Origin of the sequence: Streptomyces maremycinicus (genome assembly GCF_001184025.1) — a bacterium.
Lineage (GTDB): Bacteria > Actinomycetota > Actinomycetes > Streptomycetales > Streptomycetaceae > Streptomyces > Streptomyces maremycinicus.
On record NZ_BBYG01000012.1, the window covers coordinates 82,550 to 97,362 of the forward strand.

The window sequence follows — 14,813 nt, forward strand, 5'->3', positions numbered from 1 at the left end:
TGCTGCCGGATCGGTCACCCGGGGAACGCTACCTCCCGGCGCAGAAACGCCAGTTGCGCCTTCTTCTCCGGCAGGTGCACGTCCGGCAGATCGATCTCCGGCAGGGTGACGACCGGCCCCTCCTCGAAGCCCTGCCGGAGGAAGCGGGTGACCGCCTTCTCGTTGCGCACGTCGGGGTCCACCACGACGCGCGACCGGTCCAGGCCGACCAGCACGTACGACGCGAAGACGCCCAGCAGCGCCGCCGACCAGCCCGGCCGCGCCCCTCGTCCGCCGGCCGGCGCGAGGAGCACGTGGACGCCGATGTCGCCGGGCTCGACCGGGTAGCACTCGCCGACCCGGTCCTCGGCCGGCTCGTAGGTCTGGAGGAGGGCGACCGGCTCGCCGTCCAGCTCGGTCAGGAAGGCGTGATGCGTGTCGAGGCCGGCCATGTGGGCGTAGACCTCGGCCACCTGGTCCCGGGTCAGGCCGTTCATGCCCCAGAACGCGGCCCGCTCCTCGCTCACCCAGCCGTGGACGACGTCCGCGTCGCCCTCGGGGTCGAGGGGACGGATGCCGACGGTGCCGAACCCGTCGGCCGCCTCCGTGTGCACGTAACGGTCAGCCATGGTCGCTCTCCTTCTTCAGCTGTGCCCAGTCGGTGACGACCGGGGCCAGCTCGCCCCTGAGCCACAGGGGGAGCTGGTCGTGGTGGTGGGGGTGGTCGGGGAGGCCGGACGCACCGAACGGGACCACCCACAGGCTGTCCTCGCGGCGGGCCAGGTCCCACACGTAGCGGGCGGCCGGGCCCCGCGCGGCGAGGTCGGTCCAGCCGGGCACGGCCGAGGTGCACAGCACGCAGTCGTGGTCGCCGGCGAGGGCCGGGGCCTGCCGCCCGGGGTCGGGCAGCGCCTGCCAGGGGGCCAGGCGGTGGGTGTCGCCCCAGCGGGCGGCGGGCCGGCCGGCGACCTCCTCGACGGCCTCCCGTACGAGTGCCGTCCGGTCGACGCCGTACAGCTCCTCGGCGCGCAGGAGGTGCTCGAGGGCGAAGCCGATGCGCGGGACGAGGGCCAGCCAGGGGAGGAAGACCTCCGGGTAGGCGGGCGGGGTGGTGAGGGCGGCGAAGGCCGGATGCGCGGCGAGCCGGCGGACCAGGGCGCTCCGCAGGGCCGCGAACCGGGCCGCGTCCTGGCTGTCGGCGTCCATCCGCCGGTCCCAGCGCAGCAGGCGGTCACGGAGTTCGGCGGCCGCTCCTGTCAGGTCGTCGAGGGCGGACAGACGGTCCAGCAGGGGTGCGGCGGAGGCCAGATGGGTGTCCGTGTGGATGGCCGGCATGTCGGACGCGGACCACCGCCGGCGCTCCCCGAGCAGCGCCCGGATGCGGTCGGCGCGGTGCGGCGGGGCGAACTCGACGCCCAGTTCCGCGGCGGGGCCGCGCTGGTTGGCCATCACCGCGACGCCCTCGGCCAGGCCCGCGCGGGGCATCTCGTGCCAGCCGGTCCACTCGTGACCGGGCTCCCAGGCGGGCACCAGCCCGGTGCGGTTCGCCTCGGCGCGCAGCGGCACACGGCCCGCGACCCGGTGCAGCAGGCCGCCCTCGGTGTCGGCGGCCTGGACGACGTTGACGGGCTCGGCCCAGCGGTCGAGGGCGCGGTCCACGTCGGCGACCCGGCGGGCCCTGAGCAGCGGGAGGAGCGCCTGGAAGCCCAGGTCGGCGGTGACCCGGGGCGGGTGGCGCAGGGTCAGCGCGAGCGGGGTGCCGTCGTCGAGGCCCTCCGGGCCGCCGGCGATCACCGGGCCCCGCTCGGTCTCCAGCACCTCCACCTCGACGGTCTCCTCGCCCGCCACCCGTACGAGTTCGGTGTGCCGGGCGACCCGTCGCCAGGTGCCGTCCGGGCCGAGCGCCTCGACGCCCGCGCCGGTGCGGCGCAGCCGTTCGCGGTAGAGGTCCTGGTAGTCGGCCATGGCGTTGGTGATGGCCCAGGCGACCGAGCCGGTGTGGCCGAAGTGGGCGATGCCGGGGACCCCGGGGACGGCCAGTCCGACTACGTCGAACTCGTCGCAGGCCAGGCGGATCTGCTGGTAGACGCCGGGGTCCTCGATGAAGCGGTGCGGGTCGCCGGCGATGACCGGCTGCCCGGTGACCGTCCGGGCGCCGTCCACCAGCCAGCCGTTGCTGCCGGAGGTGCCGGGCCCGTCGGTGGCGAACAGGCCGACCGCCTCGGGGCCGAGATGCCGGGCTGCCTCCTCGCGCCAGAGCTTGGCGGGGAACCCGGCGAACAGGATGTGCGCGGACAGCCAGACGGCGAGCGGGGTCCACGGTTCCCAGCGGCCGGGCGCGAGGCCGGCCCGGGTGAACTCGGGGGCCTCGGCGGTCGCCAGCCCCTCGTTGACCCCGTCGACGTACGCCCGGACCCAGTCCGCCGTCTCCGGGTCCTTCTCCTCCAGTCCGGCGAAGCAGCGTCTCGCCGTGTCGTCGAGGCGGGCGCGCCGTACGAAGCGGTCCCAGGGGAGGGCCTCCGGGCCGAGGAAGGACGCCGAGGTGCCGCGCGCCCGGTGCCGTTCGACCTCCAGTTGCCAGGCACGGTCGCGGGCGGTGACGGATCCCTGGAGCCGGGCGAGGGCGCGGGCGCTGCCGGCGCGCAGATGCGGGACGCCCCAGGCGTCACGGTAGATCTCGGTGGTCACCCTCTGGCCCCTTTTTGCTTTAGGTTAGGCTGGCCTAAGTAGGTTGCGGCGAAATCGTACGCGAGGGGTGGAGAGGTCATGGCGCAGGGGCGGGGCTGGGAGGGCACGGTCCTCAGACTGATGCGTGCGAAGGACTTCACGCTCACCGTGACGGGGGCGGAAGAGGTCACCGACGCCTACCGCCGGCTGCGCCTGTCCGACGGCGGGCTGCTCGCCGCCACCGGCGTCCACCCGACGATCTGGATCCGGCTCTGGTTCGAGAACGCGGGCCGGCCGCACCAGCGGGCCTACACCCTGGTCGACCCCGACCCGGAGGCCGGCACCTTCGCCCTGGAGTTCGCGCTGCACGAGGGCGCGGCCAGCGACTGGGCCCGGTCGGCCACCCCCGGCGACACCATCGAGGCGACCGTCCAGGGCACCGGCTTCGAACCGCCGGCCCCGGCTCCCTCGCGCGTCCTCGTGATCGGCGACCCGGCCTCGCTGCCCGCCATCAACTCCCTGCTCGGCGAGGGCGAGGGAGCGCTCGGCTCCGCCCCGGCGACCGTCTGGTTCGAGGGCGTGTCCGACGGCCTCGACGGCCTCCCCTTCCGGACCGACCCGGCACGCCACGAGATACGGCCCGTGCCCCGGGTGGACTCCGGCGCCCACCTCGTCGAGCGGGTGAAGGCCGAGCTGCCCGCCCTGCTGGAGTCCACCCCCGACCCCTACGTCTGGATCGCCTGCGACACCCGCACCACCAGAACGCTGTCGGCCTATCTGCGCAAGGAACTGGGCCTGCCCAAGGAACGGCTGCACGCGCTGGGGTACTGGCGCGCGAGCTGACGGCCCAGGCGGGATCATCGACGCATGGACGTCACCCTTCACCTCTCCCAGGACCCCGAGGCCGACGAGCTCCTCGGGCGGTCCCCGCTCGCCGCGCTGGTCGGGATGCTGCTGGACCAGCAGGTTCCGATGGAGTGGGCGTTCAAGGGACCCCGGACGATCGCCGACCGGCTGGGCGCCGACGACCTGGACGCGCACGACATCGCCGCCCAGGACCCGGAGGCCTTCGCCGCGCTGCTCTCCGAGAAGCCGGCCGTGCACCGCTACCCCGGCTCCATGGCCAAGCGCGTCCAGCAGCTCTGCCAGTACCTCGTCGAGCACTACGACGGGGACGCCGGCGCCGTCTGGAAGGACGTGGGCAGCGGCAAGGAACTGCTCGGGCGGCTCCAGGAACTGCCCGGCTTCGGCAGGCAGAAGGCGCAGATCTTCCTCGCGCTGCTCGGCAAGCAGCTCGGTGTGCGGCCCACGGGCTGGCGCGAGGCCGCCGGCGCCTACGGCGAGCCGAAGTCCTTCCGGTCCGTCGCCGACATCACCGGCCCCGAGTCGCTGACGAAGGTACGGGCGCACAAGCAGGAGATGAAGGCGGCGGCCAAGGCGGAGAAGGCGAACAAGGCCGACACGCCCGGCAGCACGGGCGAGGCCACCAAGGCCGGCAAGACCGGCAGGACCGCGGAGAAGTAGGCCGGGGCCCGCCCGGACCACACGCCGGACCACACGCCGGGCCTGCCCGCACCGGGCCGCACCGGACCTCGTCGCACCGGACCGGTTGTCCGCCGAACGGGCGGATCCGGCCCCCGGCGTGCTGAATCCAGGGCGTGTCGCGGGGAGATGACCTCTCATGAGCCCCGCAGCACGCCGCCCCCGCAGCCGCATCCGGCTGCGGACGCTCGTGCTGCTGCTCGCGCTGCTGGTGCCGGGCGCGGCCGCCGAGATCGCGGCGGCGCCCGTCGTCGCCGCTGTCGGCACCGCCGAGACGGCCGAGTACGACGCCTTCGACACGGCGCTGCGACCGGCCCCCTGCGCCCACCGGCCCGCCGCTCCCCTGCGTCCCGCCACCCTCCCGGTGCCGGTGCCCGGTGTCCCCGCGGAACGGCCGCGGCCCGCGCCGCACCGGCCCCCGTACGCCCTGCGTGCCCTGCGCACCGTGGTCCTGCGCTGCTGACGGGCGCCGTTCCCCGGCACACCGGCGATCACGCCACGCTCACGCGAGGAACATGCGAGGGAAAGAGTCATGCCCACAGACCCGTACGCGATCCTGCGCGCCCTGCTGCGTGCGGAGGCGGCGCGCAGCACATCGAAACCGCAGGTGAAGGAAGCGAAACCGCAGCAGTCCCCGGAGCACCGGGAGCGCTGACCGGTCGGCGGGGGCGGGACTACCGCCTCCGCCGGGCCGTACCGAAGAGCGAACGGGTGATCTCGCGGCCGATCTGGGTGCCGACGGACCGGGCCAGCGACTTGAACACGCCGCTGCCGACGACCTGCTCGACGACGGAACGCCCCTCCCCGGACTCCCGGTCCCCGGCTCCCGCCGTCTCCTGCTTCTCCTTGGCCTTCTTCGTCTCCCCGGCCGGATGTCCGGGGGGCCGGGCCGCCAGTTTCTCGAACGCGGATTCTCTGTCCACAGCCTGTGCATAGCGCGCGTGGAGCGACGACTCCCGCACCGCCCGGTCGAGGGCGGGGCCGTCGACCGGCCCCATCAGGGACTCCGGCGCGCGCAGCCGGGTCGCGGCCACCGGCGTCGGGGCGCCCCTCTCGCCGAGGACCGTCACGACGGCCTCGCCGGTCCCGAGCCCGGTGAGCAGTTCCTCCAGGTCGTAGGAGGAGTCCGGGAACGTCTTCACCGTCGCCTTGAGGGCCTTCCGGTCGTCCGGCGTGAAGGCCCGCAGGGCGTGCTGGACCCGGTTGCCGAGCTGGGCGAGGACGTCACCGGGTACGTCCTCGGGGGTCTGCGTGACGAAGAACACGCCGACCCCTTTCGAGCGAATCAGCCGGACGGTCTGCGTGATGGAGTCGAGAAACGCCTTCGAGGCGTCCTTGAAGAGCAGATGCGCCTCGTCGAAGACGAACACCAGTTCGGGCCGGTCGGCGTCGCCGATCTCGGGCAGGTCGTGGAAGAGGTCGGCCAGCAGCCACATCAGGAAGGTGGAGAAGAGCTGCGGCTTCTCCTGGACGGCGGGCAGCTCGAGGACCGAGAGGACACCGCGCCCGTCGGCAGCCGTGCGCAGGAACTCGGCCGTGTCGAACTCCGGCTCGCCGAAGAAGGTCGCCATGCCCTGGGCCTCGAAGGCGGTCAGGGAGCGCAGGATCACCCCGGCCGTGGCCGTCGAAAGGCCGCCGATGCCCTTCAGCTCAGCCCTGCCCTCGTCCGAGGTCAGAAAGGCGACGACCGACCGAAGGTCCTTGAGGTCGAGCAGCTCCAGACCCTTCTGGTCGGCGTAGTGGAAGATCAGGCCGAGGGACTGTTCCTGGGTGCGGTTGAGCTGGAGCACCTTGGCGAGGAGCACCGGGCCGAAGCTGGTGACAGTGGCCCGCAGCGGGATGCCGTGACCGAGGCCGCCGAGGGCGTAGAACTCGGCCGGAAAGCCGGTCGCCGTCCAATTCTGGCCGACTTCCGCCGCCCGGCCCCGCACCCGGTCGTTCGCCGCTCCCGGCTCCGACAAGCCGGACAGGTCGCCCTTGACGTCGGCGAGGAAGACCGGCACCCCCTGCGCGGAGAGCTGCTCGGCGATCAGCTGGAGCGTCTTGGTCTTCCCGGTGCCGGTGGCACCCGCGACCAGCCCGTGCCTGTTCAGCATGGGGAGGGGGATACGGACCGGGGGAGCCGGGCAGGCACCTCCCGTCCCACAGCAGGGCGCCCAGGTCGAGGGCGAGGCCCGTGAAGGCGTACCCGGCGGCGATGTCGGCGGCGCTCGTCGAGCCGGTCATCGGCAGCCCCTCGTTCCGTTTTACCCCTGTTCATCACGTCTTTTCCAGCGTCGCACTCCGTCTCCATGGCTGCGCCCGGAACGTCGGGACCGGTAGGCTTTCCGTGTGATCTTCAAGCGCATCGGAAACGGCCGGCCGTACCCCGACCACGGCCGGGAAAGCACCCGGCAGTGGGCGGACGTCGCGCCGCGCCCGGTCCGCCTCGATCAGCTGGTGACCACCAAGCAGCAGCTCGACCTGGAAACCCTGCTCGCGGAGGACTCCACGTTCTACGGCGACCTCTTCGCCCACGTCGTGAAGTGGCAGGGCGACCTGTATCTGGAGGACGGGCTGCACCGCGCGGTGCGAGCGGCGCTCCAGCAGCGACAGGTCCTGCACGCGCGCGTGCTCGAGCTGGACTGACCCACCGCCAGGAAGCCCGCCCCCGCCCCGGCCGACCTGTCGGGTTGACCCTTTCGGGTGCTTTCCCGGGCCTCGAGCGGTGTCGGATGATCGTTTATTCGTCACGGCCGCCCGGGCGCACTACGCTGCGCCCATGAGCATGCTGACTCCCCCCGGCATGGGCGGCAAGTACCGGATCACGGGGGACAAATACCCCCGCATGCGCCCCCACCGACGACGTGGCCGCATGGCCGTCGTGGTCGTCGCCTGCGGCGCCGTGCTCGGCGTGGCCGGCTGGGGCACTCTTCAGCTCATCGACGTCTTCACGGGCGGCGGGGGGACGGCCACGGCCGCCGGAGCCGGCTGCTCGGTGAAGACGACCAAGGCGAGCCCCGCGGCCTCGCCGTCCGGCGTCGCCGTCGCGGGCACGGGCGTGGCGCCCAAGCCCGCGCAGATCACCGTGAACGTCTTCAACGCCACCACCCGCAGCGGTCTCGCCAAGACCACCGCGGACGAGCTGAGGAAACGCGGCTTCAAGATCGGCGAGGTGGGCAACGCCACCAAGCAGTACGACAAGAAGGTCGCCGGCACCGGGATGCTGCTCGGCCCCGCCTCCTCGCTGAACACCTCGCTGCCGGTGCTCGCCACCCAGCTCACCACCGCCGAACGCCGCACCGACGCCGCCCGCGCGGGTACGGCCGTCGACCTGATCATCGGCAACCAGTTCAAGGCGCTGACCAGTCAGGCGGCCTCGGTCAAGGCGCTGTCCGCCCTGGCCGCGCCCCAGCCGACGGCGACCACGAAAAAGGGCTGCTAGCCGCAGCCCTTCCCGCCTCGCCCGCCGGTGTTACTCGGCCGCGCCGTACAGGCGGTCGCCCGCGTCGCCCAGGCCCGGCACGATGTAGCCGAGCTCGTTGAGGTGGTCGTCGACCGCCGCCGTGACGACGGTGACCGGGGTGCCCGCGAGCTCGCGCTCCATGAGCTCCACGCCCTCCGGGGCCGCGAGCAGCACCACGGCCGTGACGTCGTCGGCGCCGCGCCGGATCAGCTCGCGGATCGCGGCGACCAGGGTGCCGCCGGTGGCCAGCATCGGGTCCAGGACGTACACCTGGCGGCCGAGGAGGTTCTCCGGCATGCGCGTGGCGTACGTGCTCGCCTGAAGCGTCTCCTCGTTGCGGATCATGCCCATGAAGCCCACCTCGGCGGTCGGCAGCAGGCGCATCATGCCGTCCAGCATGCCGAGGCCCGCACGCAGGATCGGCACGACCAGCGGGCGCGGGTGGGAGAGCTTCACGCCGGTGGTCGGGGAGACCGGCGTCTTGATGTCGACCTGCTCGGTACGCACGTCACGCGTGGCCTCGTAGGCGAGCAGGGTGACCAGTTCGTCGGCCAGCCGGCGGAAGGTCGCGGAGTCCGTGCGCTGGTCGCGGAGCGTGGTGAGCTTGTGGGCGACCAGAGGGTGGTCGACGACGTGGAGACGCATGTCCACAACAGTAACCGGGCCGAACCCGCCCGGCGTCCCCACGCACAGTGAGGCTCTCCCCCTCACCTTGCCCTCGCGTTCCGCCGATGGCTGGCGTCAAACCGCCCGTCGGAGGGAAAGTGGGAGAAAGGTAAGGAGACGGACCGGGGTACCCGGAGTGGTGTGTTGATGCCTGAGCTGCCCAACCTGCCCGACGACGACGCGCCGAACAAGGCGCGGCCGGACGAGACCGACGCCGAGCGCCGACGGCGCCGCGCCCGGTTTCTGCGGGAGCTGGCCGAGGCCCGCGCGCTGCGCGACCGGGTCCAGCCACGCCGCGCCAAGACGGCCCGCCTGCGCCACGCGATGCGCATGCGCACCTTCCGCTGGTAGCCCCGGCGGCAGGGGACTTGGGGCATACGGGGAAGATCGCCACCGTCACGGGTGTCGTGTGGGGTGGGCATGCGTGGGCGAAGGGAAAGCCGCGTACGATCCGCTGGTGGCGGCAACGAGAGCGCTGGTGAGTCCCTCACGGACGTCTCCTGTACGTGCTCATGGACGTACTCACGGGCGTGCGATCGAAACCACCGGACACAGGGAGCCGAAGACGTCCCCTGGACGCCTCGTTTCTGCCACGATTCCGAGTGGGTGGGGCTCGGAGCCTGAGCTCTCTCCGCCCGCAACCTCCGCCGGGGGGACCCCCAACCGGCACGCCTAAGACCAGTGGGAGAGTCACGGTGTACTTCGCCGCACTGCTCGCGCGCACCGAAGACGGGTGGGAAGCGAGCGACACAGAGCTCGACGATGTGGAGACCCTGTCGGATCTGGCCGACCTGGCCCGGGAAGCCTCTCCCGACGACGACACGGTCCTCGTGCTGATCGAGCAGGAGGACTCCTGGTTCGGGGTCGTCCGCATCGACGGCGAGGAGGACCCTCGCATCTTCGTCTCCGACGCCGCCGCCGCCGCCCGCAGTTCGTACGGGGAGATCCTGCTCACCGACGAACTGCTCGGAAGGGACCCGGGTGACGACGACGACCTGGACGCCCTCGACCTCGACGGCACCGAGGACGGTGAGAACGAGGACGACGACGATGACGACGAGGGTGCCGTCAGCGCCGTGAACGGCAGCTCCGCCGAGGCCGTGCCGCACGGCCCGGTCGGCGACGCCGGCATCCTCGACGACCTCGGCGTCGGGGAGAAGGAGCTGAGGTCGCTGTCCGCGGACGCCGTCACCGAGATCGCCGACGCCCTCGGCGCCTCGGAGGTCCTGGAGACCGTCCGCTGACCGCACCGGGAGCGGCGCCGGATCCCGTACGCGACCGCTGGCGGGACGCGATGCGGCTCGCCCTGGACGAGGCACGGCTGGCCGCCCGGGACGGAGACGTCCCGGTCGGTGCCGTCGTGCTGGCTCCGGACGGTACGACGGTCCTCGCCAGGGGCCACAACGAACGGGAGGCCGGCGGTGACCCGACGGCCCACGCGGAGGTGCTCGCCGTCCGGCGGGCGGCGGCCGCGCTCGGCGAGTGGCGGCTGTCCGGCTGCACGCTCGTCGTGACCCTCGAACCGTGCACGATGTGCGCGGGCGCGCTCGTGCAGTCCCGGGTGGACCGGGTCGTCTACGGCGCCCGTGACGACAAGGCGGGCGCGGCCGGATCCCTCTGGGACGTCGTCCGCGACCGACGGCTCAACCACCGCCCCGAGGTCGTCGAAGGCGTCCTCGCCGAGGAGTGCGCGGGGCTCCTCACGGAGTTCTTCCGCGACCGCTGATCCGGCCCCGAATCCGATTTCAAACCGGGGGCCGGTGTGCTGTAAGGTCTCCCTCGGTAGCGTGTCCGAGCGGCCGAAGGAGCTCGCCTCGAAAGCGAGTGTGGCGCAAGTCACCGAGGGTTCAAATCCCTCCGCTACCGCTTCTGTACGAAGGGTCCGGCTCTGTGAGTCGGGCCCTTCGTCGTGTTGTCCGGGCTTTCGCGGGGCTCCGGGCGCTTGCCCAGGTACGTCCAGGCCAGGCCGCCGACAATCGGGGCGCTGAGCAGGAAGAGCAGCCAGAGCGCTTTCGGCGCGCAGCGGACGCGCTCGGCGGGGGTGCGGACGCAGTCGAGCAGCGCCCCCACGCACAGCAGTGTCACGAGGACCATCGCGGCCACGGCCGGCGGTTCCAGCAGTCCCAGCATTTTCTGCCCTTCCGTTCTCTTCCACTCCGCCCGGCGCACACCGGCGTTCACCCCTTCATCGGGTGACGGGCCGCGAACGGTTCACGAACGCGCCGTGGATGTTCAAAAGCGGTGTGAAAATCGCACTTCCGGTTACACTCGCCGCCGTCAACAGGGTCCGGGTGGGCTCGTACAGGGGAGGCCAGGTGGCGGTGAACGCCAAGAAGATCGCCGTCTACGTACTCGTGGTCTTCGTGCTCTACGTGATCATCACGGACCCGGCGAAGGCCGCGGACTACGTCCAGATAGGCTTCCAGGGCATATCGGACGCCGCCAAGGCCGTCGGAGACTTCTTCACCTGGCTCGCCGACGGGGCCGAGTAGCTCGCACGGGGAGTGCCCATGATCCGCCACCTGGTCCTTTTCAAGCTCAACGAGGGCGTCGAACGCGACGACCCCCGGGTCGTCGAGGGCGAGGCGGCCTTCCGCGCGCTCGGCGGCCGGATCGAGGAGCTGCGCTTCTGGGAGCTGGGCTGGAACATCAGCGACCGGCCCATCGCCTACGACTTCGCGATCAACTCGGCGGTCGAGGACGCGGACGCGCTGAAGCGGTACATCGAGCACCCGGCCCACCAGGCGGGTGTCGCCCTGTGGCGCGAGTTCGCCACCTGGGTGGTCGCCGACTACGAGTTCTGAGCGACTCTCCCTTCAGTTCCCCGGCAGTCCTGTCGGCGGTTCGGAGCCCTCCGCGGATACGGCGGGGGGCTCTCGCATGTCACGGGTCAGGGTTCACGGCTCAACTTCTCCCTCAACACGGCGTTATGGGGTGCTTGCACACAGTGCACATGTCTTGTGATGCTATGACCGCTTTTGACGGATGAGTTGACCGATGTTGACCTGACGAAGAGGTGGCGTTGACCGTGTCGGCCAGTACTGCGCCGCCTCAGGAAGAGGCACCCCCGGCACCCGCCCCCGCGCCTGCCCTGGAAGCCGTCCAGGAAGCCCCTCAGGAAGCCGTCCAGCCGCCCGAGCGGCGCCGGGGGGCCGACACCCGGGCGCTGACCCAGCTGCTCTTCGGCGAGCTCAAGGAGCTCCAGCCGGGCACGCCGGAGCACAACCGGGTGCGCGGAGCGCTCATCGAGGCCAACCTCCCGCTCGTGCGCTACGCGGCCGCCCGCTTCCGCTCGCGCAACGAACCGATGGAGGACGTCGTCCAGGTCGGCACCATCGGCCTGATCAACGCCATCGACCGCTTCGACCCGGAGCGGGGCGTGCAGTTCCCGACGTTCGCCATGCCGACGGTCATCGGCGAGATCAAGCGGTACTTCCGCGACAACGTCCGCACGGTCCACGTCCCGCGCCGGCTCCACGAGTTGTGGGTGCAGGTCAACAGCGCGACCGAGGACCTGACGACCGCCTTCGGCCGCACCCCGACGACGGCCGAGATCGCCGAGCGGCTGCGCATCGGCGAGGACGAGGTGCTCTCCTGCATCGAGGCGGGCCGCTCGTACCACGCCACCTCGCTGGAGGCGGCCCAGGAGGGCGACGGCCTGCCGGGCCTGCTGGACCGCCTCGGCTACGAGGATCCGGCACTGGACGGCGTGGAGCACCGCGACCTGGTGCGCCACCTCCTGGTCCAACTCCCCGAGCGCGAGCAGCGCATCCTCCTGCTGCGCTACTACAGCAACCTCACGCAGTCACAGATCAGCGCGGAACTCGGCGTCTCCCAGATGCACGTCTCCCGGCTGCTCGCGCGCAGCTTCCAGCGCCTGCGCTCGGCGAACCGCATCGAGGCGTGACTCCGGACCCCCGCGACACGTCACTCGATCAGGGCTCGGAAGCCTGAGCGAGTCGTCACCGCTGAGAGCGAATCGCTCACCCGGCCCCTTCCCGACAGATCTGCGCTGAAATGCCGTCAGACCCCCTCTTTCCAGGGCCGTTTCGTCACTGACATGTCGACATGTCACTACAGCGTGTTGCCGACATGTGACATTCTGCCGGAAGCGCGTTTGCCGGGGCTTCGGCTCCGGTATTCAGGTGAAGGCTGACGTTCCTCAAGCGGGAATGTTCGCCGCGACCGTCCCGCGACCCAAAGGGGGTGGCATGTCCGCAGATCAGGGCAGCTCGAAGGTGCTCACGCTCGCACAGAGCGAGTCCGCGCCCAGCGCGCCCGTCGAGCCCGCCGTGCTCGACGTGCTCGACGACGTCACGGCCCCCGAGGCCGCTCCGGCCCCGGCACTCACGACCACAGGGGCCATCGACACCCGCACCCTGTCCCGCTCCCTGTTCCTGCGACTGGCCACCCTCGCCGAGGACAGCCCCGAGCGCATGTACGTCCGGGACACCCTCATCGAGCTCAACCTCCCCCTCGTGCGTTACGCGGCGGCCCGCTTCCGCTCGCGCAACGAACCGATGGAGGACATCGTCCAGGTCGGCACCATCGGCCTGATCAAGGCGATCGACCGCTTCGACTGCGAACGGGGCGTGGAGTTCCCGACGTTCGCGATGCCGACGGTCGTGGGCGAGATCAAGCGCTTCTTCCGCGACACCTCGTGGTCGGTGCGGGTCCCGCGCCGTCTCCAGGAGCTGCGCCTGGCCCTCACCAAGGCCAGCGACGAGCTCTCGCAGAAGCTGGACCGCTCTCCGACGGTCGCCGAACTCGCCGCGGTGCTGGGCGTGTCCGAGGAGGACGTCGTCGACGGCCTCGCGGTCGGCAACGCCTACACGGCCTCCTCGCTGGACTCCCCGGCCCCGGAGGACGACGGCGGCGAGGGCTCCCTGGCCGACCGCCTCGGTTACGAGGACACGGCCCTGGAGGGCGTGGAGTACCGCGAGTCGCTGAAGCCGCTGCTGGCCAAGCTTCCGCCCCGCGAGCGCCGCATCATCATGCTGCGCTTCTTCGCCAACATGACCCAGTCCCAGATCGGCGAGGAGGTCGGCATCTCCCAGATGCACGTCTCCCGTCTCCTGACCCGGACCCTGGCGCAGCTGCGCGAGGGCCTGATCTCCGACTGACGGACCCGCAGGACGGACCCGCACTAAGGATCCGGACGACGGATCCGGACTGGGTCCGGGGGCTTCCTTCCTGACGGAGCGTCAGCGACACTGGCGCGATGCGAAGTCCGACACGGGCACGTGGCCGCCGGGGCGCCTCTCTGGGCGCGTCGGCGGCCGCCGTCGTGGTGGCGGCGGGTCTGCTGGCCGGCTGCGGGGGAGACGGGCACACGGGCGGCTACGTCGCCATCGGCGGCGCGGGCGACACCGCGTTCCCCGACCCGCGTACGGGCGGCTCGGCGGATCCGACGGGCGGGGTGCGGCTCGTCCCGCTGGACGACGAGAGCGGCTCGCCCGCGGGGAGAGCCGGCCGGCCGGGTGGCCCGGCGGGAGAAACGGCCGCCGGACCCGCCGGAGAAGGGTCGGGGGACACCACGGGAGGCGCGACCGGGCCCGGCGCCGCTCGGAGCGCCGCTCCTGGCCTCCCGGGCTCCTCGGGCACCTCTGACGCCTCGCCCGCCCCGGGCACCGGGGGCGGCGACGCGACGGGCGGTACGCCGCCGGACGGGCCCTCACCGCCACCCACACCCACGGCCCCTTCGAGCACCGTGCCCGCCGGACCTGCCGCGCTGGTCGTGGGCGCACCCGTCCGGGCGGGGACGGATCAGCGGTGGTGCGAGAACGTGACCCTCACCTTCCGCAACTCCGGGGGCAGCGTGGTGCGTTCCGGCACGGTCACCTTCGGGACCCACGTCATCGACGCGATCGGCGTCGACTGGGCGACACGCGAGTCGACGGCCGCGCTCCCGACACCGATCGCCGCGGGGGCGCGTCAGGAGAGGACGTGGACGGTCTGCGTCGACGCGTGGCGCGTCCCGCTGGGCATGCACATCGAGACGCGGGACGTGTCGGTCCGGTGGGAGTGAGCGGTCCGCGGTTACTTCAGCGCGAGCCAGGCGACCGCCGCGACGATCACGACGGCGGCGACGATGCCGACGATCAGGCCGATGCGAGGCCCGGACTGGGTGGGCGCCGGCTGGGCGGCCCGGGGGGCGCCGTCGTCGACGAACGCGCGGAACATCTGGGTGCTGCCGGCGGGGTCGTGGTTGCCCTGGGGGCCCTGCGTGTTAGCCATGGGCCGAGACACTAGCGAAAATGCGCCGGGCGGCCCAAGTGGGGGTAGGAAGTCCGGACGTTCGCAACCCGCTCGACCCGACCGGCCGGGCCCCTGAACCCGACCTGCCGGACCCCTGCACGCGAACCGACCGGACCCTTGGACTCCGACCGGCCGGTCCCCTCAGCTGGACACGCGCACCCCCGCTCCGCCCACCCCGCCTCCGCGCCGCCCTCCTCACGCCCTCGTGCCGCCCCTTCACGCGCCCGCGCCGCGTCCCCCGCGCGCTCACACGGCG

General features: G+C 72.2%; 20 protein-coding genes and 1 tRNA gene. 15 read left to right on the forward strand and 6 right to left on the reverse strand.

Features of this window, described 5'->3' with window-relative positions; genetic code table 11:
* Window positions 1–14: 14 nt before the first annotated feature.
* Together AOQ37_RS13440 and AOQ37_RS13445 are read right to left on the reverse strand one after the other, a co-directional pair.
* Entirely contained in the window at window positions 15–608 is a 594-nt protein-coding gene (locus AOQ37_RS13440) for a GNAT family N-acetyltransferase (protein WP_062644634.1), read from the reverse strand.
* Entirely contained in the window at window positions 601–2,667 is a 2,067-nt protein-coding gene (locus tag AOQ37_RS13445) for a penicillin acylase family protein (protein ID WP_062644636.1), read from the reverse strand. The genes AOQ37_RS13440 and AOQ37_RS13445 overlap by 8 nt, the downstream gene beginning before the upstream one ends.
* A 78-nt stretch (window positions 2,668–2,745) precedes the next feature.
* On the opposite strand from AOQ37_RS13445, the gene AOQ37_RS13450 reads away from it, so the two are divergent.
* From AOQ37_RS13450 to AOQ37_RS41805, 4 genes are all read left to right on the forward strand, one after another.
* Window positions 2,746–3,489, forward strand: a complete 744-nt coding sequence (locus tag AOQ37_RS13450) for a siderophore-interacting protein (RefSeq protein WP_062644638.1) — start codon at window positions 2,746–2,748, stop codon at window positions 3,487–3,489.
* A 24-nt stretch (window positions 3,490–3,513) separates the two neighbouring features.
* Window positions 3,514–4,170: an HhH-GPD-type base excision DNA repair protein gene (locus tag AOQ37_RS13455; RefSeq protein WP_078890160.1), complete on the forward strand. Its 657-nt coding sequence runs from the start codon at window positions 3,514–3,516 to the stop codon at window positions 4,168–4,170.
* Window positions 4,171–4,327: 157 nt separating this feature from the next.
* Window positions 4,328–4,651 (forward strand): hypothetical protein, encoded by a 324-nt coding sequence (locus AOQ37_RS13460; RefSeq protein WP_062644639.1) that lies wholly within the window; start codon window positions 4,328–4,330, stop codon window positions 4,649–4,651.
* Window positions 4,652–4,720: 69 nt separating this feature from the next.
* Window positions 4,721–4,843 (forward strand): hypothetical protein, encoded by a 123-nt coding sequence (locus AOQ37_RS41805; RefSeq protein ID WP_267888007.1) that lies wholly within the window; start codon window positions 4,721–4,723, stop codon window positions 4,841–4,843.
* Window positions 4,844–4,862: 19 nt separating this feature from the next.
* On the opposite strand, the gene AOQ37_RS13465 is transcribed toward AOQ37_RS41805, so the two are convergent.
* Window positions 4,863–6,284, reverse strand: a complete 1,422-nt coding sequence (locus AOQ37_RS13465) for a helicase HerA-like domain-containing protein (RefSeq protein WP_374701499.1) — start codon at window positions 6,282–6,284, stop codon at window positions 4,863–4,865.
* 235 nt (window positions 6,285–6,519) lie between these two features.
* Here AOQ37_RS13465 and AOQ37_RS13470 point away from each other — a divergent pair, with 235 nt between their 5' ends.
* Window positions 6,520–6,816, forward strand: coding sequence for a type II toxin-antitoxin system VapB family antitoxin (locus tag AOQ37_RS13470; protein ID WP_004943146.1), 297 nt, complete (start codon window positions 6,520–6,522; stop codon window positions 6,814–6,816).
* Between the two features lie 157 nt (window positions 6,817–6,973).
* Window positions 6,974–7,612, forward strand: coding sequence for a LytR C-terminal domain-containing protein (locus AOQ37_RS13475; protein ID WP_062644641.1), 639 nt, complete (start codon window positions 6,974–6,976; stop codon window positions 7,610–7,612).
* A gap of 30 nt (window positions 7,613–7,642) precedes the next feature.
* Here the strand turns inward: AOQ37_RS13475 and upp are convergent, their stop codons facing one another.
* Window positions 7,643–8,278 (reverse strand): uracil phosphoribosyltransferase, encoded by a 636-nt coding sequence (gene upp, locus AOQ37_RS13480; protein WP_062645112.1) that lies wholly within the window; start codon window positions 8,276–8,278, stop codon window positions 7,643–7,645.
* Window positions 8,279–8,446: 168 nt separating this feature from the next.
* Between upp and AOQ37_RS13485 the strand changes: the two genes are divergently transcribed.
* The 4 genes from AOQ37_RS13485 to AOQ37_RS13500 all read left to right on the forward strand — a co-directional run bounded on the left by AOQ37_RS13485 (window position 8,447) and on the right by AOQ37_RS13500 (window position 10,165).
* Window positions 8,447–8,650: a hypothetical protein gene (locus AOQ37_RS13485; protein WP_107085199.1), complete on the forward strand. Its 204-nt coding sequence runs from the start codon at window positions 8,447–8,449 to the stop codon at window positions 8,648–8,650.
* Window positions 8,651–8,994: 344 nt separating this feature from the next.
* The gene (locus tag AOQ37_RS13490) at window positions 8,995–9,543 is read left to right on the forward strand and encodes a tRNA adenosine deaminase-associated protein (protein WP_062644643.1); all 549 of its coding nucleotides are present in this window, start codon (window positions 8,995–8,997) and stop codon (window positions 9,541–9,543) included.
* A gap of 50 nt (window positions 9,544–9,593) precedes the next feature.
* A complete protein-coding gene (tadA, locus tag AOQ37_RS13495) occupies window positions 9,594–10,025 on the forward strand; it encodes a tRNA adenosine(34) deaminase TadA (protein WP_020131307.1) in 432 nt (143 codons plus the stop codon).
* Between the two features lie 55 nt (window positions 10,026–10,080).
* Window positions 10,081–10,165 (forward strand) — tRNA-Ser (locus AOQ37_RS13500).
* Here AOQ37_RS13500 and AOQ37_RS13505 read toward each other — a convergent pair.
* Window positions 10,160–10,429 (reverse strand): PLD nuclease N-terminal domain-containing protein, encoded by a 270-nt coding sequence (locus AOQ37_RS13505; RefSeq protein WP_062644645.1) that lies wholly within the window; start codon window positions 10,427–10,429, stop codon window positions 10,160–10,162. The genes AOQ37_RS13500 and AOQ37_RS13505 overlap by 6 nt on opposite strands.
* 185 nt (window positions 10,430–10,614) lie before the next feature.
* Here AOQ37_RS13505 and AOQ37_RS40840 point away from each other — a divergent pair, with 185 nt between their 5' ends.
* The 5 genes from AOQ37_RS40840 to AOQ37_RS13525 all read left to right on the forward strand — a co-directional run bounded on the left by AOQ37_RS40840 (window position 10,615) and on the right by AOQ37_RS13525 (window position 14,327).
* Entirely contained in the window at window positions 10,615–10,791 is a 177-nt protein-coding gene (locus AOQ37_RS40840) for a hypothetical protein (RefSeq protein ID WP_020131312.1), read from the forward strand.
* Between the two features lie 18 nt (window positions 10,792–10,809).
* Window positions 10,810–11,103: a Dabb family protein gene (locus AOQ37_RS13510; RefSeq protein WP_062644647.1), complete on the forward strand. Its 294-nt coding sequence runs from the start codon at window positions 10,810–10,812 to the stop codon at window positions 11,101–11,103.
* Window positions 11,104–11,321: 218 nt separating this feature from the next.
* On the forward strand, window positions 11,322–12,206 hold the full coding sequence (locus AOQ37_RS13515; protein ID WP_062644649.1) for an RNA polymerase sigma factor SigF: 885 nt from the start codon (window positions 11,322–11,324) through the stop codon (window positions 12,204–12,206).
* A 304-nt stretch (window positions 12,207–12,510) separates the two neighbouring features.
* A complete protein-coding gene (locus AOQ37_RS13520; RefSeq protein WP_062644651.1) occupies window positions 12,511–13,422 on the forward strand; it encodes an RNA polymerase sigma factor SigF in 912 nt (303 codons plus the stop codon).
* A 98-nt stretch (window positions 13,423–13,520) separates the two neighbouring features.
* Complete coding sequence (locus tag AOQ37_RS13525; protein ID WP_062644653.1) at window positions 13,521–14,327, forward strand: hypothetical protein; 807 nt, start codon at window positions 13,521–13,523, stop codon at window positions 14,325–14,327.
* Window positions 14,328–14,338: 11 nt separating this feature from the next.
* On the opposite strand, the gene AOQ37_RS13530 is transcribed toward AOQ37_RS13525, so the two are convergent.
* Window positions 14,339–14,536 (reverse strand): hypothetical protein, encoded by a 198-nt coding sequence (locus tag AOQ37_RS13530; RefSeq protein WP_054242212.1) that lies wholly within the window; start codon window positions 14,534–14,536, stop codon window positions 14,339–14,341.
* Window positions 14,537–14,813: the final 277 nt, after the last annotated feature.